This is a genomic window from Stenotrophomonas sp. YJH_SMC_135 (genome assembly GCF_059372355.1).
This window is the reverse complement of the sequence record NZ_JCAFVN010000002.1, coordinates 140,644-165,279: the sequence shown is the minus strand read 5'-3', so window position 1 is coordinate 165,279 and position 24,636 is coordinate 140,644. Positions and strand designations below refer to the sequence as shown.

The window sequence follows — 24,636 nt, the reverse complement described above, 5'->3', positions numbered from 1 at the left end:
TCACTCTTCCAGCTTGCTCAGCAGGTACTTCGGCTCGCCGATACGCTCGATCAGGTCCAGCTGGGTTTCCAGCCAGTCGATGTGCTCCTCTTCCGAATCGAGGATCTTCACGAACAGCTGGCGGCTGACGTAGTCGCCAACCGAATCGGAATAGGCCACGGCCTCGCGCAGGGTGACCACGCCATCGCGTTCCAGCGACAGGTCGCACTGCAGGATCTCGGTCGGGTTCTCGCCGATGCGCAGCTTGCCCAGCGCCTGGAAATTCGGCAGGCCTTCAAGGAACAGGATGCGGTCGGCGAGCATGTCGGCATGCTTCATCTCGTCGATCGATTCCTTGTACTCGTGTTCGGCCAGTTCCTTGATGCCCCAGTTCTTCAGCATCTTGGCGTGCAGGAAGTACTGGTTGATCGCGGTCAGCTCGTTGTAGAGGACCTTGTTGAGGAATTCGATGACCTTGGTGTCGCCCTTCATGGGGGTGCTCCTGCACGCTGAAAACGCAGGCACTTTAACGCCTCGCGTGCACTCGTGAAGGAACGCGAATCGTGCGCATTGGCCTGCGCGGCCGAAGGTGAAGGATGCGAAAGCGCGGCGTCAACGCGCCGCGAAAAGGCGATCAGGCGACCTGCGCCAGGCCCAATACCGGCAGCGGCAGATCGTGGGTCGCACGTGCCTTGGCCAGCAGGTCGCCGGCCATGTCCAGGCAGGAACCGCAGGTGGCACCACAACCGGTACGCATGGTCAGTTCGGCCACCGTGCTGACGCCATGGCTGGCGGCTTCGCGGATCTGGTGGTCGGTGACTCCGTTGCAGATGCAGACGTACACAGGCGGGAACCGGGCTGACAGGCCAGAAGCGGCCTGGTGGCTATTCCAATGGAAACGAGAATGGTTGTCAATCAGAGACCTGAACCATTCTCGATACGGTTCAGCCGGTCAGCTGGCCGGGCCTTCGCCCGTGACCTTCTTCGGCCAGTACCCTCGGGTCCGCGGGCGCTTGCGCGGGCGGTCGTGCCCGGCGGTGTGGCCCGGCATCCAGGCCTCGGCGGCGCTCTTGGGCATGGCGGTGACGCCCTGCCCGGCCACGCCGCGCGCCAGTGGCGCCAGGTGTCGCAGGGCACGCGCATAGACGCCGCGTTTGAACATCACCACGTGCTCTACCGGGTACCAGAAGTCGACCCAGCGCCAGTGGTCGAACTCGGGCGAGTCGGTGTGGTCCAGCGTCACATGGGATTCGTCGCCGGTCAGGCGCAGCAGGAACCAGACCTGTTTCTGGCCGATGCAGACCTGCCGCTCGTTGCGGCGGATGGCCCGCGCCGGCAGCTTGTAGCGCAGCCAGCCGGGCGTGGCCCCGAGCACTTCCACATGCTCAGGCAGCAGGCCGGTCTCTTCCTGCAGTTCACGATACATGGCCTCGACAGGCGTCTCGTCGGTGTTCATGCCACCCTGCGGGAACTGCCAGCCATCCCGGCGCACGCGTCGTGCCCAGAACACCTGGCCGTCCTGCCGCATCAGCACGATGCCGACGTTCGGTCGATAGCCGTCCGGATCGATCACGATGCGGACTCCTAAGAAAATCTACTGGTCGGGACTATCCCATGCCCTCTGTCGGCCCACAAGCACGACACAAAAGTGTTGACAGGGTCGATACACATCCGCAGAATAGCGGGCTCACCAAGGCTATGTAGCTCAGCCGGTTAGAGCACAGCACTCATAATGCTGGGGTCGGTGGTTCGAGTCCACCCATAGCCACCACACTGAAAATCAAGTTGTTTTTCAGTGTGAAAAGTGAGAAAATAGTTGCACGTTTTGCCCCGTCGCCAAGCGGTAAGGCACCTGACTCTGACTCAGGCATTCGGTGGTTCGAATCCATCCGGGGCAGCCAAATTAAAAGCAAAAGGCCAGATCGAAAGATCTGGCCTTTTGCTTTTAATTTGGTCGCGCATTCCACCTTATCCCCGCGCCTGTCGGCGCGCCCCCCCCCCCCCCCCCCCTGAACAACAAGGGGGCTCCTCTCCAGAGAGAGGCCCGGGGTCGGATCCTTTTCCAAAGGAAAAGGCTCTGACCCCACCCCTTCGGAGATGCGAAACCCCGGGTAGTGCCGGCCGCTGGCTGGCAACCAGGAAATCCACGACCCCAGAACGACAAAAGCCCGGCCGAAGCCGGGCTTTTGCTTTTCCAACCAGCGGGCTCCCGCAGGAGCCCAACCAGGCGCGGTAAATCAGCGCTTGGAGAACTGGGTGGCGCGGCGGGCCTTGTGCAGACCGACCTTCTTACGCTCGACTTCACGGGCGTCACGGGTCATGAAGCCGGCCTTGCGCAGCTCGGACTTCAGGGTTTCGTCGTACTCGACCAGCGCACGGGCGATGCCCAGGCGGATCGCACCGGCCTGGCCGGTGGTGCCGCCGCCAGCGGCGGTGACCAGGATGTCGAAGCTTTCGGTGTTCTTGGTCAGCTCGAGCGGCTGGCGCACGATCATGCGCGCGGTCTCACGACCGAAGAACTCGTCCAGCGGACGACCATTGACGGTGATGTTGCCCGAACCCTTGCGCAGGAACACGCGAGCGGTGGAGGACTTGCGGCGGCCAGTGCCGTAGTTTTGAGTGATAGCCATGATTAGATATCCAGAACCTGCGGCTGCTGTGCGGCGTGCGGATGCTCAGTGCCGGCGTAGACCTTGAGCTTGCGGTACATCTGGCGACCCAGCGGGCCCTTCGGCAGCATGCCCTTCACGGCGATCTCGATCACGCGCTCCGGGTGGCGCTCCAGCGCCTGGGCCAGGGATTCGGTCTTCAGGTTGCCGATGTAGCCGGTGAAACGGTGATACATCTTGTCCTGCAGCTTCTTGCCGGTGACGGCAATCTTTTCTGCATTGATGACGACCAGGTAGTCGCCGGTATCAACGTGGGGGGTGTAGACCGGCTTGTGCTTGCCGCGCAGACGGCGGGCCAGCTCGGTGGCGAGACGGCCCAGGGTCTTGCCCTCGGCGTCGACGAGGTACCAGTCGCGCTGGACGGTCTCGTTCTTGGCAGTGAAAGTGCTCATGAAGAACTCTAGGTTAGGTCGGGCTCATTGCGGCGAAGGACTCGCCGGAACTCTGCCACGCGTTGTGAAAGGTGAAGCGCAAGAGGCGGGATTGTACGCAGGTCACGCCCTCGGTGCAAGCTGGCCCTGCCCCGGGTTGGCAGGGGAGCGGGGGCGGGCGAGAATCGGCGGGTCTCCCGCCCCACCGCGTGCCGCCATGACCGTGCTCCGCCAGACCACCCCGCTGGACCACCTGCTGACCGAGGCGCAGCGCGCCCTGGACACGGTGTTCGGCAACCCTCCGGCGGCCCGCCCCTACCCGGCCGCAGGCACCGGCGAGCCGGGCATGGACCGCGCCGAGCGCCGCCACGCCGCGGGGCTGATGCGGATCAACCATGTCGGCGAGGTCTGCGCACAGGGCCTGTACTTCGGCCAGGCGGCCGTGGCCCGCGACCCGGCCACCCGTGAACACCTGCTGGAAGCGGCCCAGGAAGAGACCGATCACCTGGCCTGGTGCGCGACCCGACTGGATGAACTGGACAGCCGCCCGAGCCTGTTCAATCCGCTGTGGTACGCCGGCAGCTACACCATCGGCACCCTGGCGGGTCTGCGCGGCGACGGCTGGAACCTGGGCTTCGTGGTTGAAACCGAGCGCCAGGTGGAAGCCCATCTGGACGAGCACCTGGTCGACCTGCCGGCCGGCGATCTGCGCAGCCGCGCGGTCATCCAGGTGATGAAGGAAGACGAGGCCCGCCATGCGGAGCACGCCGAACAGGCCGGCGCACGCCGCCTGCCGTTCCCGATCCCGGGCGCGATGGCGCTGGCTTCCAGGGTGATGAAGACCATCGCCTACCGCATTTGAAGGGTCGCCCGCACCAACGGTGCGGGCCTACCAGGAGGTGCGGGGGCGACGGTGGGGCCCGACCGTTGGTCGGGCCATCAATCAGTTCGGCGAGACCAGCTTCAGGCCGATCACGCCGGCTACGATCAGGCCCACGCAGGCCAGGCGGGCCGGCGACGCACTGTCGTTGAACAGGTAGATGCCCAGCACCGCCACGCCCATGGCGCCGATGCCGGTCCAGATCGCGTAGGCGGTGCCGACGGGGATGCTCTTCATCGCCTGGCTCATCAGGTACAGGCTGATCAGGGCGGACACCACCGTGGCAACGGTGGGCAGGGGTTTGCTGAAGCCTTCGGAGTACTTCATTCCGAGGGCGAAACCGATCTCGAACAGGCCGGCCAGCAGCAGATAGATCCAGGGCATGGGTGGGGGCTCCTTACCTTTTTGGGAAAAACGAAACGGCCCGGTGTTTTCACACCGGGCCGTGGGTCGGTACATCACCGTGGAACTGTAACGCGTGCGAGGCACTGGTTCCACGGGGCGGGTCGTCCCGCCTGGGCGGCGATGCCTGCGGGCATCGCACATGGGGCTTACTCGGACAGGTTCCGGCCGTGGAACAGCTCTTCGATCTCGCGCTTGAGCAGCGCTTCGATCTTCATGCGTTCCTTGAACGACAGGTTCTTGGCCTTTTCCTCGAACAGGTACTGGTCCAGGTCGAAGTCCTTCAGGTGCATCTTCGTGTGGAAGATGTTTTCCTGGTAGACGTTGACGTCGAACATCTCGTAACGCGACTTGATGTTCTTGGCCAGGAAGTTCTGGATCGAGTTGATCTTGTGATCGATGTAATGCTTCTTGCCCTTCACATCGCGGGTGAAGCCACGGACACGGTAGTCCATGATCACGATGTCCGATTCCAGGCTCTCGATCAGGTAGTTCAGGGCCTTCAGCGGCGAAATGACGCCACAGGTCGCCACGTCGATGTCCGCGCGGAACGTCGCGATGCCTTCCTGCGGATGGGTTTCCGGGTAGGTATGGACAGTGATGTGGCTCTTGTCCATGTGCGCGACCACGGCGTCGGGAATCAGTTCCTTGCCGGCCTGCTTCTTGTCGATCACCGGCTCTTCGGAGATCAGGATGGTCACCGAGGCACCCTGTGGGTCGTAGTCCTGGCGGGCCACGTTCAGGATGTTGGCGCCGATGATCTCGGCGACATCGGTCAAGATTTGAGTCAGCCTGTCGGCGTTGTACTCTTCATCGATGTATTCAATGTAACGCTGACGCTCCTCTTCGGTGCGCGCGTAACACACGTCATAGATGTTGAAGCTCAGCGCCTTGGTGAGGTTGTTGAAACCCTGCAGCCTCAGGCGAGGCAACGGCTTGACCACGGCGGTCGATTCCTGTGTAAGAAGGGAAAGGGGGAATTATGGGGCAAACTGCCCCCGGGGGGAACGTGAAGACGCAAGAGTTCTGGCACACTGTTTGCCCTTAACAATTGCGCTGGTTAAGCTCCGCTATCGACCCCGTGAATCCGTTCATGCGCAGAGGGAGCGCCCCTATCGTGTCAACCGTGCGCCTAGCTAGCAGTCCACTGGCCCTGGATATCGCCACAATCGATCGTTTCCTGGCGCACAGCCACAGGCGGCGATATCCCACCCGTACCGACGTCTTCCGACCCGGTGACCCGGCGGGAACCCTGTATTACGTCATCAGCGGCTCGGTTTCGATCATGGCCGAGGAAGATGACGATCGCGAGCTTGTGCTGGGCTACTTCGGTGCCGGCGAGTTCGTCGGCGAGATGGGCCTGTTCGTCGAATCGGACCGCCGCGAGGTGATCCTGCGGACCCGTACCGCCTGCGAGCTGGCTGAAATCAGCTACGAGCGCCTGCATCAGCTGTTCCTCGGCCCGCTGTCGGCCGACGCCCCGCGCCTGCTGTACGCGCTGGGCCAGCAGATCTCCAAGCGCCTGCTCGACACCAGCCGCAAGGCCAGCCGCCTGGCATTCCTGGACGTTACCGACCGGATCGTGCGCACCCTGCACGACCTGGCGCAGGAACCGGAGGCGATGAGCCATCCGCAGGGCAGCCAGCTGCGCGTCTCCCGCCAGGAGCTGGCACGCCTGGTCGGCTGCTCGCGGGAAATGGCCGGCCGCGTGCTGAAGAAGCTGCAGACCGACGGCCTGCTGCATGCCCGTGGCAAGACCGTGGTGCTGTACGGCACCCGTTGACCGTTGAGCACCCGGTGGGTGCGGACCTTGGTCCGCACTCCTTCGCGCGCTAGGCTCGGGGCATGGAACTGAGCAGCGAATTCTGGTGGTTCATCCTCATCGGCCTGGGCGCACAGCTGGTCGATGGCGCGCTGGGCATGGCGTTCGGCCTGGTGTCTTCGTCGGTGATGCTGAGCATGGGCCTGCCCCCGGCGCAGGTCAGCGCCAGCATCCACACCGCTGAAGTGTTCACCACTGGCGCCTCGGGTGTGTCGCACCTCGCAGCCGGAAATGTCGATAAGCGCCTGTTCCTGCGCCTGGCCCTGCCTGGCGCGGTGGGCGGTGCCGTGGGCGCGTACGTGCTCACGCAGATCCCGGGCGAGATCATCCGGCCACTGATCTACCTGTACCTGCTGGTGCTGGCGATCATCATCCTGGCCCGCGCGGCCGGACGCTGGATGCCCAAGGGCGAGATCCGCCGGGTACCGGTGCTGGGCTTCTTCGCGGGCCTGCTCGACGCCAGCGGTGGCGGCGGCTGGGGGCCGATCGCCACGTCCACCCTGCTCGCCCGGGGTGGCCAGGCGCGCACCACGATCGGCACGGTCAATGCGGCGGAGTTCGTGGTCACGCTGACGGTGTCGGCGACCTTCCTGCTGTCGATGGGGGTGCAGCACCTGCAGATCGTCGCCGGCCTGCTGATCGGCGGCATGATGGCCGCGCCGGTAGCGGCCATCCTGGTCAAGCGGGTGAAGGAGCGCTGGGTGCTGGTGGCCGTCGGCGTGCTGGTGCTGGGGATCAGCCTGTTCCAGATTGGCCACGCGGTGTACGGGCACCTGTACCGCTGAGCGTTTGCCGGCCAGCGGCCGGCACTACCGGGACAGAGAAGCGCCGGCACAACCGCGACGGAGAAGGGTAGTGCCGGCCGCTGGCCGGCAGATCCATCACCGTGCGGCGGGATCAGGCCTTGTCGCCGCCCCGGTCCACGCAACCCCAGTTGAGGATGCGGGTGCCCGCCGGCAGCACGCGGCGGAAGAACGCCACCCGGCCCGGCTTGGGGTTCACCACTACCGGCGCCTTGGCCGCCAGCAGCAGCGGCAGGTCGGCGGTGCTGTCGGAATAGGCGATATCGATGTCGCCGTAGCCGCGCTCGCGCAGCATGCGCATCTTCTCTTCATTGTGGCAGTGGCGGGTCGGGCCGACGCCGCCCAGCCGTGGGCCGACCTCGGTGCCGATCACCGGTACGTCCTGGTGGGCCACGAAAGCCAGGATCGCGCGCGCCAGCTCCGGCGGCGCACCTGTGGCAACCACCACGCGGTCGCCCTTGGCGCGGTGCGCGGCGAACACCTCCAGCGCCTGCGGCAGCAGCTTGGCGCGCATCTGCGCCTGGTTGCGCAGCACATAGGCGTCGATCACCTTGTTGAAGTCACGCGCACGGTGCAGGCCGAAGCTGCCGATCCACACATAGACCGAGATGCCCGCGCGACGGGTCGGCAGCATCGCCACCATCGGCCCGGCGATCGGCGTGACCAGCAGCGCCGCCAGCATGCGCAGCGGGTTGCGCTTGATCAGCGAGGCGAACAGGTGGGTGCCCGAATCGCCGTCGTACAGGGTGTGGTCGAAGTCGAAGACCACCAGCGGCGCATCCTCGCGCGGCGTTGGATAGTGCGTTGTCATGCCGCGAAGAATAGCTGACGCAGGCCCTCGCCCGGCTCTTCCACGCGCATGAAGGCTTCGCCGACGAGGAAGGCATGGATGCCGGCGTCACGCATCAGCGCCACGTCCTGCGGGCCAAGGATGCCGCTCTCGGTGACCAGCAGGCGGTCACGCGGCACCGCGTTCTGCATGTCCAGCGTGGTCTGCAGCGACACTTCGAACGTGCGCAGGTTGCGGTTGTTGATGCCGATCATCGGCGCCGGCACCTGCAGCGCACGCTCCAGCTCGTCGATGTCGTGCACTTCCACCAGCACGTCCATGCCCAGCGACAGCGCCAGTTCGGACAGCGTGGCCAGCTGGGTGTCGTCCAGCGCGGCGACGATCAGCAGGATGCAGTCGGCGCCCAGCACGCGTGCCTCGTACACCTGGTAGGCGTCGATGACGAAGTCCTTGCGCAGCACCGGCAGCGTGCACGCCTCGCGCGCCTGCTGCAGGTAGGCGTCGGCGCCCTGGAAGAAGTCCACGTCGGTCAGCACCGACAGGCAGCTGGCGCCGCCGAACTCGTAGCTGACGGCGATGTCGGCCGGGCGGAAGTCCGGGCGGATGACGCCCTTGGACGGGCTGGCCTTCTTCACCTCGGCGATCACCGCTGGATCGCCGTTGGCCACCGCCGCCTGCAAGGCGCGCACGAAGCCACGTACCGGCGGGGCGCTGGCCACGGCGGCCTGCAGCGCCTCGAGCGGGCGCTGGGCGCGGCGCTGGGCCACTTCTTCGGCCTTGCGGGCCAGGATCGTCTGCAGGATGTCGCTCATCGTCTTCGGTTCGGTGCGGGGGCGGTGAGGACGGCCATTATCGGCCATCGACGGGGTCAGGCTGAACCGCGCGCTCAGGCAACCAGCGCGCGGGTGGTCTCAACATACTGCTGCAGGCGCTGGCGGGCACTGCCGTTGGCGATGGCGGCACGGGCGCGGGCCAGGCCGTCGCCGATGTCGCTGGCCACGCCGGCAACGTACAGCGCGGCGCCGGCATTCAACGCAACGATGTCCAGCGCCGGGCCGGGCTCGTTGTCCAGTACCGCGCGCAGCATCTGGATGGACTGCTCCGGGCTGTCCACGCGCAGGTTGCGGCTGGCCGACATGGCGATGCCGAAGTCCTCCGGGTGGATCTCGAACTCGCGCACCTTGCCGTCGCGCAGTTCGCCCACCAGCGTGCCGGCACCCAGCGAGATCTCGTCCATGTTGTCGCGGCCCCAGACCACCATGGCGCGCTCGGTGCCCAGCTCGCGCAGCACGCGGGCCTGGATGCCCACCAGATCGGGATGGAACACGCCCATCAGCACCGACGGCGCGCTGGCCGGATTGGTCAGCGGGCCGAGGATGTTGAAGATGGTGCGCACGCCCATCTCGCGGCGTACCGGCGCAACGACCTTCATCGAAGGATGGTGGATCGGCGCGAACATGAAGCCGATGCCGGTCTGCTCGATGGCCGCGGCCACCTGATCCGGCTGCAGTTCGATCACCGCGCCCAGCGCTTCCAGCGCATCGGCACTGCCGGACTTGGACGACACGCTGCGATTGCCATGCTTGGCCACGCGCGCACCGGCGGCAGCGGCCACGAACATCGAGCAGGTGGAGATGTTGAAGGTGTGCGAGCCATCGCCACCGGTACCGACGATATCAACCAGGTTGGAGGTATCGGCCACCGGCACTGGCCGGGCGAATTCACGCATCACGGTGGCCGCCGCGGCGATCTCGTCCACGGTCTCCTTCTTCACGCGCAGCCCGGTCAGGATCGCCGCGGTCATCATCGGCGAGACGTCGCCGCGCATGATCTGCCGCATCAGGTCGACCATTTCGTCGAAAAAGATTTCGCGGTGTTCGATGGTGCGATGCAGGGCTTCCTGGGGGGAGAAGCTCATGGGAATGCTCCTTGGATCAGGCCGCCGGACGCTGCAGGAAATTGCGCAGCAGGGCGTGGCCGTGTTCGGTGAGGATGGATTCGGGATGGAACTGCACGCCTTCCACCGGGAACTGGCGGTGGCGCAGGCCCATGATTTCTTCGATCGAGCCGTCGTCGTTCTCGGTCCAGGCGGTCACTTCCAGCACATCGGGCAGGCTGTTCTTGTCCACCACCAGCGAGTGGTAGCGGGTGGCCTGGTAGCGGTCCGGCAGGCCGGCGAACACGCCCTTGCCTTCATGGCGGATCGGCGAGGTCTTGCCGTGCATGATGTTGCCGGCACGGATGACCGTGCCGCCGTAGACCTGGCCGATGCCCTGGTGGCCCAGGCAAACGCCGAGGATCGGCGTGGTCGGGCCCAGGCGCTGGATCAGCTCCAGCGACACGCCCGCTTCGTTGGGCGTGCACGGGCCGGGCGAAATGACGATGCGCTCGGGCTTCTGCGCGGCGATCTCGTCCACGCTCATCGCATCGTTGCGCACCACCTTCACCTCGGCGCCCAGCGTCTGCAGGTACTGCACGAGGTTGTAGGTGAAGCTGTCGTAGTTGTCGATCATCCACAACATGGTCAGGTTCCGTCGCTTATCAGGAAAATGGCGTACACGTTTTCGGTGTAGGTGATGGGGCCGGCTTCAATGGATTCGGGCTCAGCGGGCGCGGGCGCGGGCGCGGAGGCGGGCGCGTAGCTGCCGGTCACCGAGATCCTGTCGAGGTCCCCGCCGTCCTCGCCCTGCTGCGGCCATTGCCCGGCCCGGATGCCGTAGGCGAAGTCCGGCGCCACATCGGAGATGCTGTACAGGCCACGCACTCTTGTTCCATAGGCCTTGGCCAGGCCCTGCGCGGACTCGCGGGTCTGGGCCGCTGCCTCGCCCTTGAGTTCGCGGCGCAGCGCCACTTCGCCCGAATAGGTCGGCGCCAGGCTGCTCACCTGTACGTTCTCGTTGGCCTTCAACGCCCCCAGCACATCCTGCATCGCCTTCACGCTGGCGAAGCTGGCACGCAGCTGGCGCGATACGCGGGTACCGATGAAGACCTGCCGGTTCTGCTCATAGCGCGTGGCCGGGCCGATCCGCAGGTTGTCCGCGCGCACGCTGCCCTCCACCGCCTTGTGCTGCTTGAACAGTGCCAGCACGCGGGCAACGTTGTCCTGCACGCGGCGGCGTGCGGCGTCGGCGTCCATGTCGGTCTCTTCGATGTTCAACTGCAGGCCGAACCGATCCGGCATCACCGTGCGGCTGCCCTGCCCCTTCACCAGCAGGTGCGGCTGCGAGGGAATCGTGTTGGCCTGCGCCCACGCAGACGGGGCCATCGTGGCCAGCAGTGACGACCACAGCAATGCGCTCAGCAGCTTCATGCGGTACTCCTCGTCTTGAATGGGAACAGCGGAAGGTGCCGCGGCGCAGGCCACGGCACGGGAAGGATCACAGGCCCTTGGCGGCCTGGGCGACGGCGCGGAACAGCGCGCGGCCCTTGTTCATCGTTTCGTCCCATTCCTTGTCCGGGTCCGAGTCGTAGACGATGCCGGCACCGGCCTGCACATACAGGCGACCATCCTTGATCACCGCGGTGCGGATCGCGATCGCGGTATCGGCATCGCCGTGCCAGCCGATGTAGCCGATGCTGCCGGCGTAGACATTGCGCTTGATCGGTTCCAGCTCGCGGATCACTTCCAGCGCGCGGATCTTCGGCGCGCCGCTGACCGTGCCGGCCGGGAAGGTGGCACGCAGCACGTCGGCATAGCTCAGGCCCGGCTGCAGCTGCCCGGTCACTTCGCTGACGATGTGCATCACGTGGCTGTAGCGTTCGATCACGAACTGCTCGCCCACCTCCACGGTACCTGCCTTCGAGACGCGGCCGGCATCGTTGCGGCCGAGGTCGATCAGCATCAGGTGCTCGGCGCGTTCCTTCGGATCGGCCAGCAGCTCGGCTTCCAGCGCCAGGTCCAGCTCGGGCGTGGCGCCACGCGGGCGGGTGCCGGCGATCGGGCGCACGGTGACTTCGCCATCCTGAAGGCGTACCAGGATTTCCGGCGATGAACCGACCACCTGCAGGTCGCCGACATCCAGGAAGTACATGTACGGCGACGGGTTCAGTGCACGCAACGCGCGGTACACATCCACCGGGCGCGCCTTGAACGGCACGCTCAGGCGCTGGCTGAGCACCACCTGGAAGATGTCGCCGGCGCGGATGTATTCCTTGCTGCGCTGGACCGCATCGACGAACCCTTCGCGGGTGAAACCGGAGACGAAATCCGATTCGTCCAGCACGTCGCTGTTGAGCGGCGCCGGATAGCCGGCGCCCGGTGCACGCAGCTTGGCAGTCAGTGCATCCAGGCGCGCCTGGGCCTGCTCGAAGGCGCCCTCGACGCGCGGGTCGGCGTGCACGATCAGGTACAGCCGGCCCTTGAGATTGTCGAACACCGCCAGCTCGTTGGAGTCCAGCAGCAGGATGTCCGGCGTGCCCAGCTCATCGCGGCCGGCCGGCGGGGCCAGGCGCGGCTCGATGTAGCCGATGCACTCGAAACCGAACCAGCCGACCAGGCCACCGGTGAAGCCCGGCAGGCCTTCCAGCTTCGGCACCGAGTGGGCGCTGCGCAGCGCCTCGACCTCGGCGAACGGGTCGGCCACTTCGCGGGTGTCCACCACCTGGCCGTCTTCGCGCACGGTCAGCGTGTGGCCATGGAAGGCGTACACGCGACGCGCCGGCAGGCCGATGATCGAGTAACGACCAAAGCGCTCGCCGCCTTCGACGGATTCAAACAGGTAGGTATTGGGGCCGTCGGCGAGCTTCAGATAGACCGAAAGCGGCGTGTCCAGGTCGGACAGCACTTCACGGACGACGGGAATATGGGTGTGGCCTTCAGCGGCCTGCTGCTGAAACTGAGCGTGCGAGTTCAAGACGACTTTCCTTCCGGGACACAGCGTTATGGGGGCGGACGACGGCAACGGGCCACCATCGCCACCAACGGCGTGCGGAAGAAAGGGTATGCGGGGTCGTCAGGCTGGACACCCCCTGACTGTATCGCAGCCGGGGCGGGAGGGGAACCCTGGGAAACTGAACCACGGGACGGGCGGGGCCGGCCACGGGAACCAACGACGCGGACCGGTAGAGTCGACTGTTGGTCGACTTGCGCGCGTAGCGCGGGGTTTTACGCCGTCGGAACGAAGAGCAGTCGACCAACAGTCGACCCTACCCCTACCCGGCCAGCAACGGGCATCCGGTCGGCAGGTGCATCCGCACCCTGCCCGGCACGCACGCGATGCGGAACTGGCGGGCCTGGACTGGTTCGCCGTCCAGGTTGAGGGTCAACGGGCGCTCGGACTCCACCTGCAGCCACGGCAGCCGCGCGCGCGTGGCCAGCTGTTCGAGCGCCGCCTGGGTGCCCGACTTCAGCATCTGGCCGAGCGTGGCGGTGACCTCACCTTCCAGTTCCGGAAGCACGGTGACATCCAGCAGCCCATCGTCGATCACGGCCTGCGGGCACAACTGCTGGCCACCGCCGGCCTGCCGGCCATTGCCGATGCCCAGGGCGATGAAGTCGCCTTCCCACGCGAAATCCGGGCCGGACAGCCGCGCGGTGATCGGCTCGATGCGGCCCAGCTTGGCGATGCCGGTGATCACATAGGCCAGCCCGCCCAGCATCTTCTTCAGGCCGGCATCGGTCTCCACCGTCACCTGCGTGCCGAAGCCGCCACTGGCGAGGTTGGCGCACCACCAGGGCGTGCCATCGGCGTCCACGCGCAGCAGATCGATGGCACGCGGCGTGGCTTGTCCGATCAACGCAAACGCGCCCTCAGGCTCGGTCGGAATACCCGCAGCCGTGGCGAAATCGTTGGCGGTCCCCATCGGGATCAGCGCCAGCGAGGGCAGCGCATCCGCCGCTTCCTCACGATGCGCCAGGGTTTCGGCCACCGCGCTGAGCGTGCCATCGCCACCGGCGGCAACGATCACGTCCACGCCATGATCGATGGCCTCGGCCACGTAGCGTTCGGCGTCACCGTCCTCCCAGGTCACCCGCACGTCCAGCTGCACGCCCTGTCCGCGCCAGTGGCCGACGGCATCGCGCAGCTCCTCGTTGCCAGCGGATTTGCCATTGAGGATCAGGCGCCAGCGCGGGGTGGTCATGCGGTACTTCCAGGAGGGGGTGGCACAGGCTAGCAATGCGCTGTTTGCCCGCGGTGAATGTCACGCAGGTGTCATTCAGTTGCTGGAGAATGGAAGGCCATAGCAGGGACGATGGATGGAGGCAGGATCAGCCTCCCACGCATGCAGCGAGGCCACGCCAGTGATTGGCGTGGCTTTTTTTTTGGGGGGGTACGCAGGGAGTGCGAACCAAGGTTCGCACCCACCGGGTTGCGGTACGCAGCCACCACACGCCTCACCCGTTGGCGAAATCGTGCAGCGCCTGGCCCTGCAACCGGTACACGGTCCACTCGTCCTGCGGCCTGGCACCGGCAGCGGTGTAGAACTCGATGGCCGGGGTGTTCCAGTCCAGCACCGACCATTCGAAACGGCCGCAGCCCTCGGCCACGGCCTGGCGCGCGATGTACTTCAGCAGTGCCTTGCCGGCGCCCGCACCGCGCTTTTCCTGGCTGACGTAGAGGTCTTCCAGGTAGATGCCCTTGCGGCCCAGCCAGGTGGAATAGTTGTAGAAATACACCGCATAGCCGATGGCCTCGCCGTCGGCTTCGCAGATCAACGCGCGCGCCGTGGCATCGGCGCCGAACAGGCTCTCGGCGATGCCGATCTCATCGGTCTGCACCGAATGCTCGGCCTTCTCGTAGATGGCCAGCTCGCGGATGAAATGCAGGATCAGTCCCGCATCGGCGACGGTGGCCGGGCGGATGTTCAACACGGCCACCGTACTCATGGCTCAGCCCCGTGCCGCAGCGACGTTGGCGCGCATCTGCGCGATCACATCCTGGTAGCTGGTCCTGGCGTTGAAGATGGCCGAACCGGCGACGAAGGTGTCGGCGCCGGCAGCGGCGATCTCGCCGATGTTGTCGGCCTTCACGCCGCCATCGATCTCCAGGCGGATGTCCTTGCCGCTGGCATCGATCATCTTGCGCACCACGCGCAGCTTGTCCAGCGCCGAGGGGATGAAGGCCTGGCCGCCGAAGCCCGGGTTGACCGACATCAGCAGCACCAGGTCCAGGTCATCCAGCACCCAGTCGAGGATGTCCACCGGAGTGGCCGGATTGAGCACGATGCCCGGCTTGCAGCCCAGCGAGCGGATCAGCTGGATGGTGCGGTGCACGTGGCGGCTCGCCTCCGGGTGGAAGCTGATGTAGGTGGCACCGGCCTCGGCGAAGTCCGGGATGATGCGATCCACCGGCTCGACCATCAGGTGCACGTCGATCGGCGCGGTGACGCCGTGCTTGCGCAGCGCCTGGCAGACCATCGGGCCGATGGTCAGGTTCGGCACGTAGTGGTTGTCCATCACGTCGAAGTGGACCCAGTCCGCGCCAGCGGCGAGGACGTTGTCGACTTCCTCGCCGAGGCGGGCGAAGTTGGCGGACAGGATGGAGGGGGCGATGAGGCAGTTGGACATGGCCGGGGCCTTCGGAACGGGGAAAAGGTTCTCCCGCCCGCAGGCGGGACTCTGGAATCAGCGCTTGCGCAGGGTCTTGATGCGGTCGTAGGCGGCATTGATCCGCCGCGACTTCTGCTCGGCCTGCTGCTGCAGCTCGGGGGCGGCACCGCCCAGCTTGTCGGGGTGGTACTGCGAGATCAGCTTGCGGTAGGCGCGCTCGACCTCGGCATCGGTGGCCTCGGAGGTCAGCCCCAGCTCCCGGTACGGGTTCTCCTTGTTCAGGCGGAACCAGTCCGAATCGAAGGCGTGGCCGATCAACAGGCCGACCACCGCGCCGAACAGCGGATTGGGCCGGAACAGCAGGGCGCCGGCGATGAATCCGAGCAGTTTTCCGTACCAGCGCATGGCGCTCCGGGGTCGACCGACGAAATGGACGCTCATTTTACGTCACAGCGGGCCCGGACCGCTTTACACTAGGCCGCCCGCTGGTCAGCGGGCCCGCCGGGTCCGTTGGGCAGCAGCCGTATCGACAACGCCCCAGGAGTGCCCGTGCCAACCACGCTGTTGCAATCCGATCTCCCCGGCCTGCCCTTGCGCCATCGCGGCAAGGTGCGTGATGTGTTCGATATCCCGCGCGAGCGGCTGCCAGCCGGAACCCCGCCGGGCGAGTACCTGCTGATGGTCGCCACCGATCGCCTGTCGGCGTTCGACGTGGTGCTGCCTGACCCGATTCCGGGCAAGGGCGAGATGCTCTGCCAGGTCTCCAACTTCTGGTTCGCCAAGACCGCGCACCTGATGCCCAACCACCTGACCGGCATCGACGTGGCCAGCGTGCTGCCCGAAGGCGTGGACCCAGCCCTGTACGCCAAGCGTGCGGTGGTCACCCGCAAGCTGAAGCCGGTGCCGGTGGAAGCGATCGCCCGCGGCTACCTGATCGGCAGCGGCTGGAAGGACTACCAGCGCACCGGCAAGGTCAGCGGCATTGACCTGCCCGATGGCCTGCGCCAGGCCGAGCAGTTGCCGGAGCCGATCTTCACCCCCTCGACCAAGGCCGCCGTCGGCGACCATGACGAGAACATCGATTTCGATGCGATGGTGAAGCAGGTCGGTGCGGAACTGGCCGAGCGCGTGCGCGACGCCACCCTGCGCATCTACAAGTTCGCGGCCGATTACGCCCGCGAGCGCGGCATCATCCTGGCCGATACCAAGTTCGAGTTCGGTACCGACGCCGATGGCCGCCTGTACATCATGGACGAGATGCTGACGCCGGATTCCTCCCGTTACTGGCCGGCCGACGAATACGAAGTGGGCACCAGCCCGCCGAGCTACGACAAGCAGTTCGTGCGCGATTACCTGGAGACGCTGGACTGGGGCAAGACCGCCCCGGGCCCGAGCATCCCGGCCGAGATCATCGAGCGCACCCGCGCCAAGTACGCCGAGGCGCTGCAGCGCCTGGCCGGGATCAGCGTCGACTGATCCCCCCGCGTCCCCCCGGCCGGAAAGGCGGGGGGCGCTCTGATCGCGGTAGTGCCGGCCGCTGGCCGGCAACCTCGCGAACTCGGCTATGCTCTGGAGTGCCGGCCAGCGGCCGGCACTACCGTTGCCCGAGGAAGCGACGCAGCATGCAGACATCCACCCAGCTTGCGCGGCCGATCGACCGCTATTTCGCCAGCTACTCCGACGACCACCGCAATGTGATCAACCAGCGCATCCACGTGGTGGCGGTCCCGGCGATCCTGTGGTCGGTGGTGGCCCTGCTGTGGTGCCTGCCGCCGCTGATCACCTGGTTCCAGTACGGCATCTGGTCGGCGTTGGCGATGTTCAGCGCGTGGTGCTTCTACAACAAGCTGTCGCGCCCGCTGGGCATCGGCATGCTCATCCAGTTCTTCGTGTTCGGCTGCCTGTGCCGGCTGCTGGAGGCCGAGATCGGCCTGCAGGCCCTGCGCTGGCTGGCGGTGGGCGTGTTCGTGGTGGCCTGGATCGCGCAATTCATCGGCCACAAATTCGAGGGCCGCAAGCCCAGCTTCCTGACCGACCTGACCTACCTGCTGATCGGCCCGGCCTGGGTGATGGCCAAGTTCTACCGCAAGCTGGACTGGCGCTACTGACCTGGCGGCGGCCGACAGCGGCCGTCGTTTCCTGAACGGGCGGATTCCGTCACCCGTAGTCCACGGGAGCCCTGCCAGCCTGCGCCGGTGATCCGCTCCCCATTGCCCGCCCGTCGACGGCAGCCCCTGTGCGACAGGGCCTGCGGTCTCCCTGCGTGGGCGTAGGGTGTCCCCCGAGCGCAGCCAGGGAAGGGATGCAGGAATGTGATGTTGCATCGCAGAAAAAATGAATCAGCGAACGTTACATGCAATTGATCGCTGTTCGATGGGTTTCGGCGACATTTCGCAGCCTGTTATCCTCCCTGACCTGCTCGTGAATCATGGATTCCCTGCATGCTCCCCAGCCTGCCCCTGCTGCTGGCCCTGCCGTTCCTGATGGCAGCGGCTGTTGCGGCCTTCCCCCGTAGTTCGCGCTCGACTGCTGCCTGGCTGGCGGCGCTGGCGCCGTTGGGCGGGCTGGCCATCCTCGGCTGGCTGACCCCGTCGGTGCTCGATGGCCAGGTGGTCCGCACCCTGGTGCCCTGGCTGCCGCAGATCGGGCTGGACTTCACCCTGCGACTGGACGGGCTGGCCTGGATGTTCGCCGGGCTGGTGCTCGGCATCGGCGCGCTGGTGGTGCTGTATGCGCGCTACTACCTGAGCCCGCAGGACAACGCGCACCGCTTCTACTGCTACCTGCTGCTGTTCATGGGCGCCATGCTGGGCATGGTGCTGTCGGGCAACCTGCTGTTGCTGATGATCTTCTGGGAAATGACCAGCATCAGTTCGTTCCTGCTGATCGGCTTCTGGTCGCACCGCCAGGACGCCCGCGAAGGCGCACGCATGGCGCTGGTGATCACCGGTGGCGGTGGCCTGGCCCTGCTCGGTGGCGTGCTGCTGATCGGCCGCATCGTCGGCAGCTTCGACCTGGACATGGTGCTGGCCGCTGGCGAGCAGATCCGCGCCAGCGCGCTGTACCCCTACGCCCTCTTCCTGGTACTGGCCGGCATCTTCACCAAGAGCGCGCAGTTCCCGTTCCACTTCTGGCTGCCGCACGCGATGGCGGCGCCGACCCCGGTCTCGGCCTACCTGCACTCGGCCACCATGGTGAAGGCCGGCGTGTTCCTGCTGGCGCGCCTGCATCCGGCACTGGCCGGCAGCGACCTGTTCTTCTACACGGTCAGCGGCATCGGCGCACTGACCCTGCTGATCGGCGCCTGGAATGCGATCTTCCAGCATGACCTGAAGGGCCTGCTGGCGTACTCGACCATTTCCCACCTGGGCCTGATCACCCTGCTGTTCGGCCTTTCCACGCCGATGGCGGTGGTGGCCGGCGTGTTCCACATCCTCAACCACGCCACCTTCAAGGCCTCGCTGTTCATGGCCGCCGGCATCATCGACCACGAGACCGGTACCCGAGACATGCGCAAGCTGGGAGGCCTGCGCAGGCTGATGCCGTTCACCAGCGCGCTGGCGATCATCGCCTCGCTGGCGATGGCTGGCATCCCCCTGCTCAATGGCTTCCTGTCCAAGGAAATGCTGTTCGCCGAAGCGATCACGGCCGGCGGCCCGGGAATCATGCGCACGGCGGTGTCGATCGCAGCGTTGCTGGCGGGCGTATTCGGGGTGGCGTACAGCCTGCGCTTCGTGCACGACACCTTCTTCGGCCCCGGCCCGCACGACCTGGACCGCGTGCCCCACGAACCGCCGCGCTGGATGAAGGTGCCGGTGGAACTGCTGGTGGTGATCTGCGTGGCGGTGGGCGTGGCACCGGCACTGACCGTAGCGCCGGTGCTGCACGCCGCTGCGGCCTCGATCCTCGGCGACGCCATGCCCGAGTACAGCCTGGCGGTATGGCACGGCTTCAACCTGCCGCTGGCGATGAGCGCGATCGGCGTGATCGGCGGCGTGGCGCTGTACTTCGGCCTGCGCAAGCTGATCAACCTGCACGCCGTGACCAACGTCAGCACTGGCCGCAATGTGTTCCATGCGCAGCTGGACGCGATCTCCGCACTGGCCATGCGCCTGACCAACGGCATCGCCAACGGCAGCCTTCAGCGCATGCTGCTGGGCCTGGTGCTGGTGGCGATCGTGGCCGCCGCCGCGCCGTTCGTGGCCAACCCCGCCTCGCCGAACTGGACCAGGCCGCAGCCGATCCCGCTGCTGGGCTGGGCGCTGTGGCTGGTGATGATGGCCTGCGCGGTGGCTACCCTGCGTATCTACAAGCAGCGCCTGCTGGCGGTGCTGCTGGTCGGCGGCGTCGGCCTGATGGTGGCGCTGACCTTCGTGTTCCTGTCCGCGCCGGACCTGGCCCTGACCCAGCTGCTGGTGGAGATGGTGACCCTGGTGCTGATGCTGCTGGGCATGAACTACCTGCCTGCGCAGTCCGGGCCGGAGCGGCCGCGCTGGCGCAAGCGCCGTGACGCGGTGATCGCGATCATCGCCGGTGCCGGACTTGGCGCCTTGGCCTATTCCGCGATGACCCTGCCGCCGAACACCATGGCCGGCGAGCTGCTCGCCCGTGCCCTGCCCGAGGCCTATGGCCAGAACGTGGTCAACGTGATCCTGGTCGACTTCCGCGGCTTCGATACCTTCGGCGAGATCACCGTGTTCGGCATCGCCGCGCTGGTGGTGCATGCCCTGCTGCGGCGCACGCGGATGGCGCCGGAGCAGATCATGCCCGGCCCGCCGATCAAGCTGCCGGTGCCGGCCGACCTGGCCCAGATCATGTTCCCGCTGACCCTGACCGTGTCGATCTTCCTGTTCCTGCGCGGCCACAACGCGCCGGGTGGCGGCTTCATCGCCGGCCTGGTGCTGGCGGTGCCGCTGCTGATCCAGTACGTGATCCAAGGCACTGCGTCGGTGGAGTCGCGCTTCGGCTTCGACTACATCCGCTGCATCGGCATGGGCCTGCTGATCGCCCTGCTCAGCGGCAGCGCGTCGATGCTGTTCGGCGTGCCGTTCCTGACCAGCGGCCACCTCGACCTGCACCTGCCGCTGATCGGCGACGTGCCGCTGGCCAGTGCGATTGGTTTTGACATCGGCGTCTATCTGGTGGTGTTCGGCGGTGCCATGCTGATGCTGTCGATGATGGGCACGATCAAGCCATCGCGTACCCGTACCGCCCGCAAGGGTGAGATCGACCTGCAACGCCGCTCGGCACGCACCGGGGAGATGCACTGATGGAACTGGCCCTGGCTACCGCGATCGGCGTGCTGACCGCCATCGGCATCTACCTGCTGCTGCGTGCGCGCAGCTTCGACGTGATCCTCGGCATGACCTTCCTGTCCTACGCCACCAACCTGCTGATCTTCGCCGGTGGCCGCGTGGTGCTGGGCAAGGCGCCGGTACTGCAGGAAGGCGTGGACAGCCACCTGGGCAACTACACCGACCCGCTGCCGCAGGCACTGGTGCTGACCGCGATCGTGATCGCCTTCGCGATGACCGCAGTGAGCATCGTGCTGGCCATGCGCAGCCGCAGCGACAACCACAGCGACCATGTGGACGCCCACGAGCCCGACGACGACCTGCAGGATGAGAGCGCCTCGCCGCGCCAGGGCGAGGACCGCGCATGAACCATCTGGTGATCCTGCCGATCCTGATTCCGCTGCTCGGCGCCGCGCTGTCGCTGTTCGTCGAACACCGCCGCTACGGCCCCAGGGTGCAGCGCGCGGTGGCCTGGACCGCACTGTCGGCGCTGGCGCTGGCGGTGGGCCTGCTGTTCGCGTCGACCGCGGGCGGTGATATCAACGTCTACCTGCTGGGCGACTGGCCGTCGCGGCTGGGAATCGCGCTGGTGGCCGACCGGCTTTCGGCGTGGATGCTGCTGACCACCCTGCTGCTGGCCATTCCCTGCCTGCTGCACGCCTGCTCGGGCTGGGACCGCCGCGCACCGCACTTCCATGCGCTGTTCCAGTTCCAGCTGGTCGGCCTCAACGGTGCGTTCCTGACCGGCGACATCTTCAACCTGTTCGTGTTCTTCGAGGTGATGCTGATCGCTTCCTACGGCCTGCTGCTCAGTGGTGGCCGTGGCCTGCGCATGCGCATCGGCCTGCACTACGTGGTGTTCAACGTCACCGCCTCGACCCTGTTCCTGATCGCGCTGGGCCTGCTGTACGCCACGCTGGGTTCGCTGAACATGGCCGAGCTGTCGCAGCGCATCGCCGAGGTACCGCCGGCGCAGCTGACCCTGGTGAAGGCGACGATGGGCCTGTTGCTGCTGGTGTTCTGCGCCAAGGCCGCCCTGATGCCGCTGTACCTGTGGCTGCCGGAAGCCTATTCGCGCGCACCGGCGGCGGTGGCTGCGCTGTTCGCGATCATGACCAAGGTCGGCCTGTACTCGGTGCTGCGCATCCAGATGCTGTGGTTCGGCGACGATGCCGGCGCGATGGCCGGCTACGGCCGTGACTGGCTGCTGTGGGCCGGTGTGGCGACGCTGGTGCTGGGCGGCTTGGGCGCCCTCGCCGCGACCCGCCTGCGCGTGCTGATCTCCTACCTGGTCATCGTGTCGGCAGCCACGCTGTTCATCGCCTTCTCGGTGGGCACGCCGCAGGTGCTGTCGGCCGGCCTGTACTACCTGCCGCACAGCAGCTTCGTCGCCGCCGCGCTGTTCCTGATCGCCGACCTGATCCGCCGTCGTCGCGGCGGTGCCAGCGACCGCAAGGAAGTGGTCGCGCCGATGCCGGGCAAGGAGACACCCGCCGTGCTGTTCCTGATCGGCGCGGTGTCGGTGGCCGGCCTGCCACCGCTGTCCGGTTTCCTGGCCAAGGCCGCACTGCTGGCCGGCATGCCGGCGCAGTACACCGCTCCGGTCTGGACCGCGGTGCTGGTCAGCAGCCTGCTGGTGATCATGGGCCTGACCCGCGGCGGCATCCGCCTGTTCTGGCGCGTGCCGCCTGTCGATCCGGAGGCACCGAAGCCGCGCAAGGCTTCTCTGCGCCGGGTGGAGCTGTACGCCGCGTGCATCCTGCTGGCCTACGGTATCGCCATGACCCTGGCCGCTGCACCGTTGATGCGCTACACCGACGCCACCGCCGCACAGCTGCTGCAACCCAGCGAGTACGTGCAGCAGCTGCGCGCGACCGCACCGGAGATCCGCCAGCCATGACCGCCCAGCGCTCCCTGTTCCGTCGCCTGATTCCCTCGCCAATGCTCAGCATCATGGTGGTGGCGTTCTGGCTGCTGATGTCCGACAGCTTCACCCTCGGCCAGATCGTGCTGGGGCTGGTGCTGGGCGTGGTGGTGCCGCTGTTCGCCGCACGCCTGGACCGCGAGTTCGCGCGCATCGGCACGTTGCGGCCGCTGCCCAAGCTGGTGTGCGTGACCCTGTGGGACATCCTGATGTCCAACATCCGCGTGGCCCTGCAGGTGCTGGGCCCGGAGAAGAAGATTCACCCCGGTTTCATCTGGCTGCCGCTGGACATCGCCAACATCCACGGCATCGCGGCGCTGACCAGCATGATCACGCTGACCCCGGGCACGGTCTCGGCCGCGCTCAGCGACGACCGCAAGTTCCTGCTGGTGCACGTGCTGCACCTGGAGGACCCACAGGACCTGATCGATACGATCAAGCGCCGCTACGAGGCGCCGTTGATGGAGATCTTCCCATGACTGGATTCCAGATCATCCAGACCACGCTGGTGGTGTGCATGCACGTGGTCGGCCTGGCCATGCTGCTGGCCACCTGGCGCCTGCTGCGCGGACCGACCGTGCCTGACCGCATCCTCGCACTGGACACGTTGTCGGTGACCGCCATTGCCGAGCTGATGCTGTTCGGCATGTACCTCAACTCCGCGATCTACTTCGAAGCCGCACTGGTCATCGCCATGCTCGGCTTCGGCAGCACCGTGGTGCTGAGCAAGTTCGTGCTGCGCCGGGACATCGTCGAATGATCACCGCGATCCAGATCGGCCTGTCGATCCTGCTGCTGTTCGGCTGCTTCTTCATCCTGGTCGGCGCACTGGGGCTGGTGAAGCTGTCCACGTTCTTCAAGCGCCTGCACGCGCCGACCAAGGCCAGCACGCTGGGCGTGGGCTGCGTGCTGGTGTGCTCGGTCTGCTACCACATCTTCCTGGGCCAGGACCCGCAGCCGCGCGAGCTGCTGATCACCGTATTCCTGTTCATCACCGCGCCGATCAGCGCCCACATGATGGCCAAGGCGGCGCTGTCGCTGCTGATGGAAACCCGTCCCAGCCTGCCGGGCAACGAGCCGGCTGCCGAGGAACAGCTTCCGCCGCCGGAACCGGCGCGGGAAGAGGAAGCCACGCAGAACCGGTAGTGCCGGCCGCTGGCCGGCAGTGGCAAGGGTTCCGTCAGAGGCAGTGAGGTTGCCGGCCAGCGGCCGGCACTACCTCATGCCGCGCCGACCAGCAGCAGCTCCAGCACGAACCAGCCGGCGAACGCGACCAGCAGGATTCCGCCCTCACTGCGGCTGATCTTCAGATCGCCACGCAGCATCGGGTACAGCACCAGGGCGAACGCCAGCAGTGCCGGCAGTTCCAGGCGCACGAACGAGGCCGGCAACGCCAACGGCTGCAACACCGCCATCGCCCCGATCACCAGCAGCAGGTTGACCACGCTGGAGCCCAGCACGTGGCCAAGCACCATGTCGCCGTGGCCGCGACGCGCGGCAGCAATTGCGGTTGCCACCTCCGGCAGTGCGGTGCCGATCGCCACCGGCAGCAGGCCGACCAGCAGCGGTGTCCAGCCCAGCGCGGCACCGAAGTCAGCGGCGGCGCCCACGACCAGGCGCGCGCCCCAGTACAGCGTCAGCGCTGCGATCAGCACCCGCAGCACGTTCAACGGCAGGCTGGTGCGGCTCAGGGCGGACTCGGCGATGGCCGCCTGCACCTCGGCACGCTCAACGCGGCCGCGGCGCAGCAGCAGCACCTGCATGACGATGAAGCCTGCCACCAGCACGCCGCCTTCCCAGCGCGCCAGGCGACCATCCAGCCCGAACAGGACCAGCAGCACGCCGGCCACCAGCAGCGACCACCACAGCACCGTCTGCAGGCGCGCGCGCAGCAACAGGGGCGCGGCGATGGCTGCCACCGCCAGGGTGAAGCCCAGGTTGACGATGCTGCTGCCCACGGCATTGCCCAGTGCCAGCTCCGGTTGGCCGACCGCCAGCGCGCGCGCATTGACCGCCAGTTCCGGCAACGAGGTGGTCACCCCGAGCAGCAGCAGCCCGGCAGTGAACGGGCTGGCCCCGAAGCGCTGGGCCAGGCCGGACACGGCCTTGACGATGGAATCCCCGCCCAGCGCCAGCAACAGCAGGCCGAGCAGGAACCAGGCAATGGCAATGGCGATCATCGAGCACTCCCCAGCAGTGGTGGCGCGATTCTA

29 protein-coding genes and 2 tRNA genes are annotated in these 24,636 nt (G+C 66.6%); 13 read left to right on the top strand and 18 right to left on the bottom strand.

The genetic code is table 11. The annotated features are described in order from the left end of the window. The 3 genes from bfr to AC5P98_RS07295 form a co-directional block, all read right to left on the bottom strand. Entirely contained in the window at positions 1-471 is a 471-nt protein-coding gene (bfr, locus tag AC5P98_RS07305) for a bacterioferritin (protein WP_005419804.1), read from the bottom strand. 142 nt (positions 472-613) lie between these two features. After that, the gene (locus AC5P98_RS07300; RefSeq protein ID WP_005411309.1) at positions 614-823 is read right to left on the bottom strand and encodes a (2Fe-2S)-binding protein; all 210 of its coding nucleotides are present in this window, start codon (positions 821-823) and stop codon (positions 614-616) included. Between the two features lie 108 nt (positions 824-931). After that, a complete protein-coding gene (locus AC5P98_RS07295; RefSeq protein WP_049407834.1) occupies positions 932-1,552 on the bottom strand; it encodes an RNA pyrophosphohydrolase in 621 nt (206 codons plus the stop codon). Between the two features lie 121 nt (positions 1,553-1,673). Here AC5P98_RS07295 and AC5P98_RS07290 point away from each other — a divergent pair. Both AC5P98_RS07290 and AC5P98_RS07285 read left to right on the top strand, forming a co-directional pair. Beyond that, positions 1,674-1,750, top strand: a tRNA-Met gene (locus AC5P98_RS07290). A gap of 55 nt (positions 1,751-1,805) precedes the next feature. Next, a tRNA-Gln gene (locus tag AC5P98_RS07285) sits at positions 1,806-1,880 on the top strand. 336 nt (positions 1,881-2,216) lie between these two features. Here the strand turns inward: AC5P98_RS07285 and rpsI are convergent. After that, complete coding sequence (gene rpsI, locus AC5P98_RS07280; protein ID WP_005411311.1) at positions 2,217-2,609, bottom strand: 30S ribosomal protein S9; 393 nt, start codon at positions 2,607-2,609, stop codon at positions 2,217-2,219. A gap of 2 nt (positions 2,610-2,611) precedes the next feature. After that, positions 2,612-3,040: a 50S ribosomal protein L13 gene (gene rplM, locus AC5P98_RS07275; RefSeq protein ID WP_005414692.1), complete on the bottom strand. Its 429-nt coding sequence runs from the start codon at positions 3,038-3,040 to the stop codon at positions 2,612-2,614. A 196-nt stretch (positions 3,041-3,236) separates the two neighbouring features. Here rplM and coq7 point away from each other — a divergent pair, with 196 nt between their 5' ends. Next, positions 3,237-3,881 (top strand): 2-polyprenyl-3-methyl-6-methoxy-1,4-benzoquinone monooxygenase, encoded by a 645-nt coding sequence (gene coq7 / locus AC5P98_RS07270; protein ID WP_014648661.1) that lies wholly within the window; start codon positions 3,237-3,239, stop codon positions 3,879-3,881. 81 nt (positions 3,882-3,962) lie between these two features. Here coq7 and AC5P98_RS07265 read toward each other — a convergent pair whose 3' ends face one another. Then, complete coding sequence (locus tag AC5P98_RS07265) at positions 3,963-4,283, bottom strand: DMT family transporter (RefSeq protein WP_005419816.1); 321 nt, start codon at positions 4,281-4,283, stop codon at positions 3,963-3,965. Between the two features lie 167 nt (positions 4,284-4,450). After that, positions 4,451-5,245: an adenosylmethionine decarboxylase gene (speD, locus tag AC5P98_RS07260; RefSeq protein WP_014648662.1), complete on the bottom strand. Its 795-nt coding sequence runs from the start codon at positions 5,243-5,245 to the stop codon at positions 4,451-4,453. 149 nt (positions 5,246-5,394) lie between these two features. Between speD and crp the strand changes: the two genes are divergently transcribed. Both crp and AC5P98_RS07250 read left to right on the top strand, forming a co-directional pair. Next, entirely contained in the window at positions 5,395-6,084 is a 690-nt protein-coding gene (crp, locus tag AC5P98_RS07255; protein ID WP_010482649.1) for a cAMP-activated global transcriptional regulator CRP, read from the top strand. A gap of 62 nt (positions 6,085-6,146) precedes the next feature. After that, positions 6,147-6,908 (top strand): sulfite exporter TauE/SafE family protein, encoded by a 762-nt coding sequence (locus AC5P98_RS07250; protein WP_010482650.1) that lies wholly within the window; start codon positions 6,147-6,149, stop codon positions 6,906-6,908. A gap of 112 nt (positions 6,909-7,020) precedes the next feature. Here AC5P98_RS07250 and AC5P98_RS07245 read toward each other — a convergent pair whose 3' ends face one another. The 10 genes from AC5P98_RS07245 to AC5P98_RS07200 form a co-directional block, all read right to left on the bottom strand. After that, entirely contained in the window at positions 7,021-7,737 is a 717-nt protein-coding gene (locus AC5P98_RS07245; RefSeq protein WP_005419826.1) for a haloacid dehalogenase-like hydrolase, read from the bottom strand. Next, entirely contained in the window at positions 7,734-8,528 is a 795-nt protein-coding gene (trpC, locus tag AC5P98_RS07240; protein ID WP_008264665.1) for an indole-3-glycerol phosphate synthase TrpC, read from the bottom strand. Before trpC ends, AC5P98_RS07245 begins: the two co-directional genes overlap by 4 nt. 74 nt (positions 8,529-8,602) lie before the next feature. After that, positions 8,603-9,634 carry an anthranilate phosphoribosyltransferase gene (gene trpD / locus AC5P98_RS07235; RefSeq protein WP_049404517.1) on the bottom strand — a complete coding sequence of 344 codons (1,032 nt, stop codon included), beginning with the start codon at positions 9,632-9,634 and terminating at the stop codon, positions 8,603-8,605. A 16-nt stretch (positions 9,635-9,650) separates the two neighbouring features. After that, complete coding sequence (locus AC5P98_RS07230) at positions 9,651-10,238, bottom strand: anthranilate synthase component II (protein ID WP_014038739.1); 588 nt, start codon at positions 10,236-10,238, stop codon at positions 9,651-9,653. 2 nt (positions 10,239-10,240) lie between these two features. After that, a complete protein-coding gene (locus AC5P98_RS07225; protein ID WP_049404521.1) occupies positions 10,241-11,026 on the bottom strand; it encodes an SIMPL domain-containing protein in 786 nt (261 codons plus the stop codon). A 67-nt stretch (positions 11,027-11,093) separates the two neighbouring features. Then, positions 11,094-12,569 (bottom strand): anthranilate synthase component I, encoded by a 1,476-nt coding sequence (gene trpE / locus AC5P98_RS07220; RefSeq protein ID WP_014648670.1) that lies wholly within the window; start codon positions 12,567-12,569, stop codon positions 11,094-11,096. Positions 12,570-12,867: 298 nt separating this feature from the next. Further along, positions 12,868-13,797, bottom strand: coding sequence for a lipid kinase YegS (gene yegS, locus AC5P98_RS07215; RefSeq protein WP_049404522.1), 930 nt, complete (start codon positions 13,795-13,797; stop codon positions 12,868-12,870). A 253-nt stretch (positions 13,798-14,050) separates the two neighbouring features. Next, positions 14,051-14,533, bottom strand: a complete 483-nt coding sequence (locus AC5P98_RS07210; protein WP_049404524.1) for a GNAT family N-acetyltransferase — start codon at positions 14,531-14,533, stop codon at positions 14,051-14,053. 12 nt (positions 14,534-14,545) lie between these two features. After that, positions 14,546-15,223, bottom strand: a complete 678-nt coding sequence (rpe, locus tag AC5P98_RS07205; protein ID WP_006474082.1) for a ribulose-phosphate 3-epimerase — start codon at positions 15,221-15,223, stop codon at positions 14,546-14,548. A gap of 57 nt (positions 15,224-15,280) precedes the next feature. Beyond that, positions 15,281-15,610 (bottom strand): J domain-containing protein, encoded by a 330-nt coding sequence (locus AC5P98_RS07200; RefSeq protein ID WP_005411327.1) that lies wholly within the window; start codon positions 15,608-15,610, stop codon positions 15,281-15,283. 144 nt (positions 15,611-15,754) lie between these two features. Here AC5P98_RS07200 and AC5P98_RS07195 point away from each other — a divergent pair, with 144 nt between their 5' ends. The 8 genes from AC5P98_RS07195 (at position 15,755) to AC5P98_RS07160 (ending at position 23,569) form a co-directional block, all read left to right on the top strand. Further along, positions 15,755-16,681 carry a phosphoribosylaminoimidazolesuccinocarboxamide synthase gene (locus AC5P98_RS07195; protein ID WP_014648673.1) on the top strand — a complete coding sequence of 309 codons (927 nt, stop codon included), beginning with the start codon at positions 15,755-15,757 and terminating at the stop codon, positions 16,679-16,681. A 146-nt stretch (positions 16,682-16,827) separates the two neighbouring features. Next, complete coding sequence (locus tag AC5P98_RS07190) at positions 16,828-17,313, top strand: Mpo1 family 2-hydroxy fatty acid dioxygenase (protein ID WP_014648674.1); 486 nt, start codon at positions 16,828-16,830, stop codon at positions 17,311-17,313. 333 nt (positions 17,314-17,646) lie between these two features. Next, positions 17,647-20,475 carry a monovalent cation/H+ antiporter subunit A gene (locus AC5P98_RS07185; protein WP_049418804.1) on the top strand — a complete coding sequence of 943 codons (2,829 nt, stop codon included), beginning with the start codon at positions 17,647-17,649 and terminating at the stop codon, positions 20,473-20,475. Then, complete coding sequence (locus AC5P98_RS07180; RefSeq protein WP_005414705.1) at positions 20,475-20,867, top strand: Na+/H+ antiporter subunit C; 393 nt, start codon at positions 20,475-20,477, stop codon at positions 20,865-20,867. The genes AC5P98_RS07185 and AC5P98_RS07180 overlap by 1 nt, the downstream gene beginning before the upstream one ends. Next, positions 20,864-22,399: a monovalent cation/H+ antiporter subunit D gene (locus AC5P98_RS07175; RefSeq protein WP_495229924.1), complete on the top strand. Its 1,536-nt coding sequence runs from the start codon at positions 20,864-20,866 to the stop codon at positions 22,397-22,399. Before AC5P98_RS07180 ends, AC5P98_RS07175 begins: the two co-directional genes overlap by 4 nt. Further along, positions 22,396-22,902 (top strand): Na+/H+ antiporter subunit E, encoded by a 507-nt coding sequence (locus AC5P98_RS07170; RefSeq protein WP_032957141.1) that lies wholly within the window; start codon positions 22,396-22,398, stop codon positions 22,900-22,902. The genes AC5P98_RS07175 and AC5P98_RS07170 overlap by 4 nt, the downstream gene beginning before the upstream one ends. After that, positions 22,899-23,183, top strand: coding sequence for a K+/H+ antiporter subunit F (locus AC5P98_RS07165; RefSeq protein WP_006399171.1), 285 nt, complete (start codon positions 22,899-22,901; stop codon positions 23,181-23,183). The genes AC5P98_RS07170 and AC5P98_RS07165 overlap by 4 nt, the downstream gene beginning before the upstream one ends. Next, complete coding sequence (locus AC5P98_RS07160; protein WP_014648679.1) at positions 23,180-23,569, top strand: Na+/H+ antiporter subunit G; 390 nt, start codon at positions 23,180-23,182, stop codon at positions 23,567-23,569. Before AC5P98_RS07165 ends, AC5P98_RS07160 begins: the two co-directional genes overlap by 4 nt. Positions 23,570-23,643: 74 nt before the next feature. Here AC5P98_RS07160 and AC5P98_RS07155 read toward each other — a convergent pair whose 3' ends face one another. Beyond that, on the bottom strand, positions 23,644-24,603 hold the full coding sequence (locus AC5P98_RS07155; protein WP_014648680.1) for a sodium:calcium antiporter: 960 nt from the start codon (positions 24,601-24,603) through the stop codon (positions 23,644-23,646). Between the last annotated feature and the right edge of the window lie 33 nt (positions 24,604-24,636).

Excerpts from the sequence above, each read along its gene's own strand:
- bfr (WP_005419804.1), bottom strand. The coding sequence starts at position 471 with ATGAAGGGCGACACCAAGGTCATCGAATTCCTCAACAAGGTCCTCTAC.
- AC5P98_RS07160 (WP_014648679.1), top strand. The coding sequence starts at position 23,180 with ATGATCACCGCGATCCAGATCGGCCTGTCGATCCTGCTGCTGTTCGGC.
- trpD (WP_049404517.1), bottom strand. The coding sequence starts at position 9,634 with ATGAGCTTCTCCCCCCAGGAAGCCCTGCATCGCACCATCGAACACCGC.
- rpsI (WP_005411311.1), bottom strand. The coding sequence starts at position 2,609 with ATGGCTATCACTCAAAACTACGGCACTGGCCGCCGCAAGTCCTCCACC.
- AC5P98_RS07185 (WP_049418804.1), top strand. The coding sequence starts at position 17,647 with ATGCTCCCCAGCCTGCCCCTGCTGCTGGCCCTGCCGTTCCTGATGGCA.
- AC5P98_RS07225 (WP_049404521.1), bottom strand. The coding sequence starts at position 11,026 with ATGAAGCTGCTGAGCGCATTGCTGTGGTCGTCACTGCTGGCCACGATG.
- AC5P98_RS07155 (WP_014648680.1), bottom strand. The coding sequence starts at position 24,603 with ATGATCGCCATTGCCATTGCCTGGTTCCTGCTCGGCCTGCTGTTGCTG.
- AC5P98_RS07245 (WP_005419826.1), bottom strand. The coding sequence starts at position 7,737 with ATGACAACGCACTATCCAACGCCGCGCGAGGATGCGCCGCTGGTGGTC.
- AC5P98_RS07175 (WP_495229924.1), top strand. The coding sequence starts at position 20,864 with ATGAACCATCTGGTGATCCTGCCGATCCTGATTCCGCTGCTCGGCGCC.
- AC5P98_RS07165 (WP_006399171.1), top strand. The coding sequence starts at position 22,899 with ATGACTGGATTCCAGATCATCCAGACCACGCTGGTGGTGTGCATGCAC.
- AC5P98_RS07170 (WP_032957141.1), top strand. The coding sequence starts at position 22,396 with ATGACCGCCCAGCGCTCCCTGTTCCGTCGCCTGATTCCCTCGCCAATG.
- AC5P98_RS07190 (WP_014648674.1), top strand. The coding sequence starts at position 16,828 with ATGCAGACATCCACCCAGCTTGCGCGGCCGATCGACCGCTATTTCGCC.
- rpe (WP_006474082.1), bottom strand. The coding sequence starts at position 15,223 with ATGTCCAACTGCCTCATCGCCCCCTCCATCCTGTCCGCCAACTTCGCC.
- trpC (WP_008264665.1), bottom strand. The coding sequence starts at position 8,528 with ATGAGCGACATCCTGCAGACGATCCTGGCCCGCAAGGCCGAAGAAGTG.
- AC5P98_RS07180 (WP_005414705.1), top strand. The coding sequence starts at position 20,475 with ATGGAACTGGCCCTGGCTACCGCGATCGGCGTGCTGACCGCCATCGGC.
- rplM (WP_005414692.1), bottom strand. The coding sequence starts at position 3,040 with ATGAGCACTTTCACTGCCAAGAACGAGACCGTCCAGCGCGACTGGTAC.
- AC5P98_RS07250 (WP_010482650.1), top strand. The coding sequence starts at position 6,147 with ATGGAACTGAGCAGCGAATTCTGGTGGTTCATCCTCATCGGCCTGGGC.
- crp (WP_010482649.1), top strand. The coding sequence starts at position 5,395 with ATGCGCAGAGGGAGCGCCCCTATCGTGTCAACCGTGCGCCTAGCTAGC.
- AC5P98_RS07200 (WP_005411327.1), bottom strand. The coding sequence starts at position 15,610 with ATGCGCTGGTACGGAAAACTGCTCGGATTCATCGCCGGCGCCCTGCTG.
- coq7 (WP_014648661.1), top strand. The coding sequence starts at position 3,237 with ATGACCGTGCTCCGCCAGACCACCCCGCTGGACCACCTGCTGACCGAG.
- AC5P98_RS07230 (WP_014038739.1), bottom strand. The coding sequence starts at position 10,238 with ATGTTGTGGATGATCGACAACTACGACAGCTTCACCTACAACCTCGTG.
- AC5P98_RS07265 (WP_005419816.1), bottom strand. The coding sequence starts at position 4,283 with ATGCCCTGGATCTATCTGCTGCTGGCCGGCCTGTTCGAGATCGGTTTC.
- yegS (WP_049404522.1), bottom strand. The coding sequence starts at position 13,797 with ATGACCACCCCGCGCTGGCGCCTGATCCTCAATGGCAAATCCGCTGGC.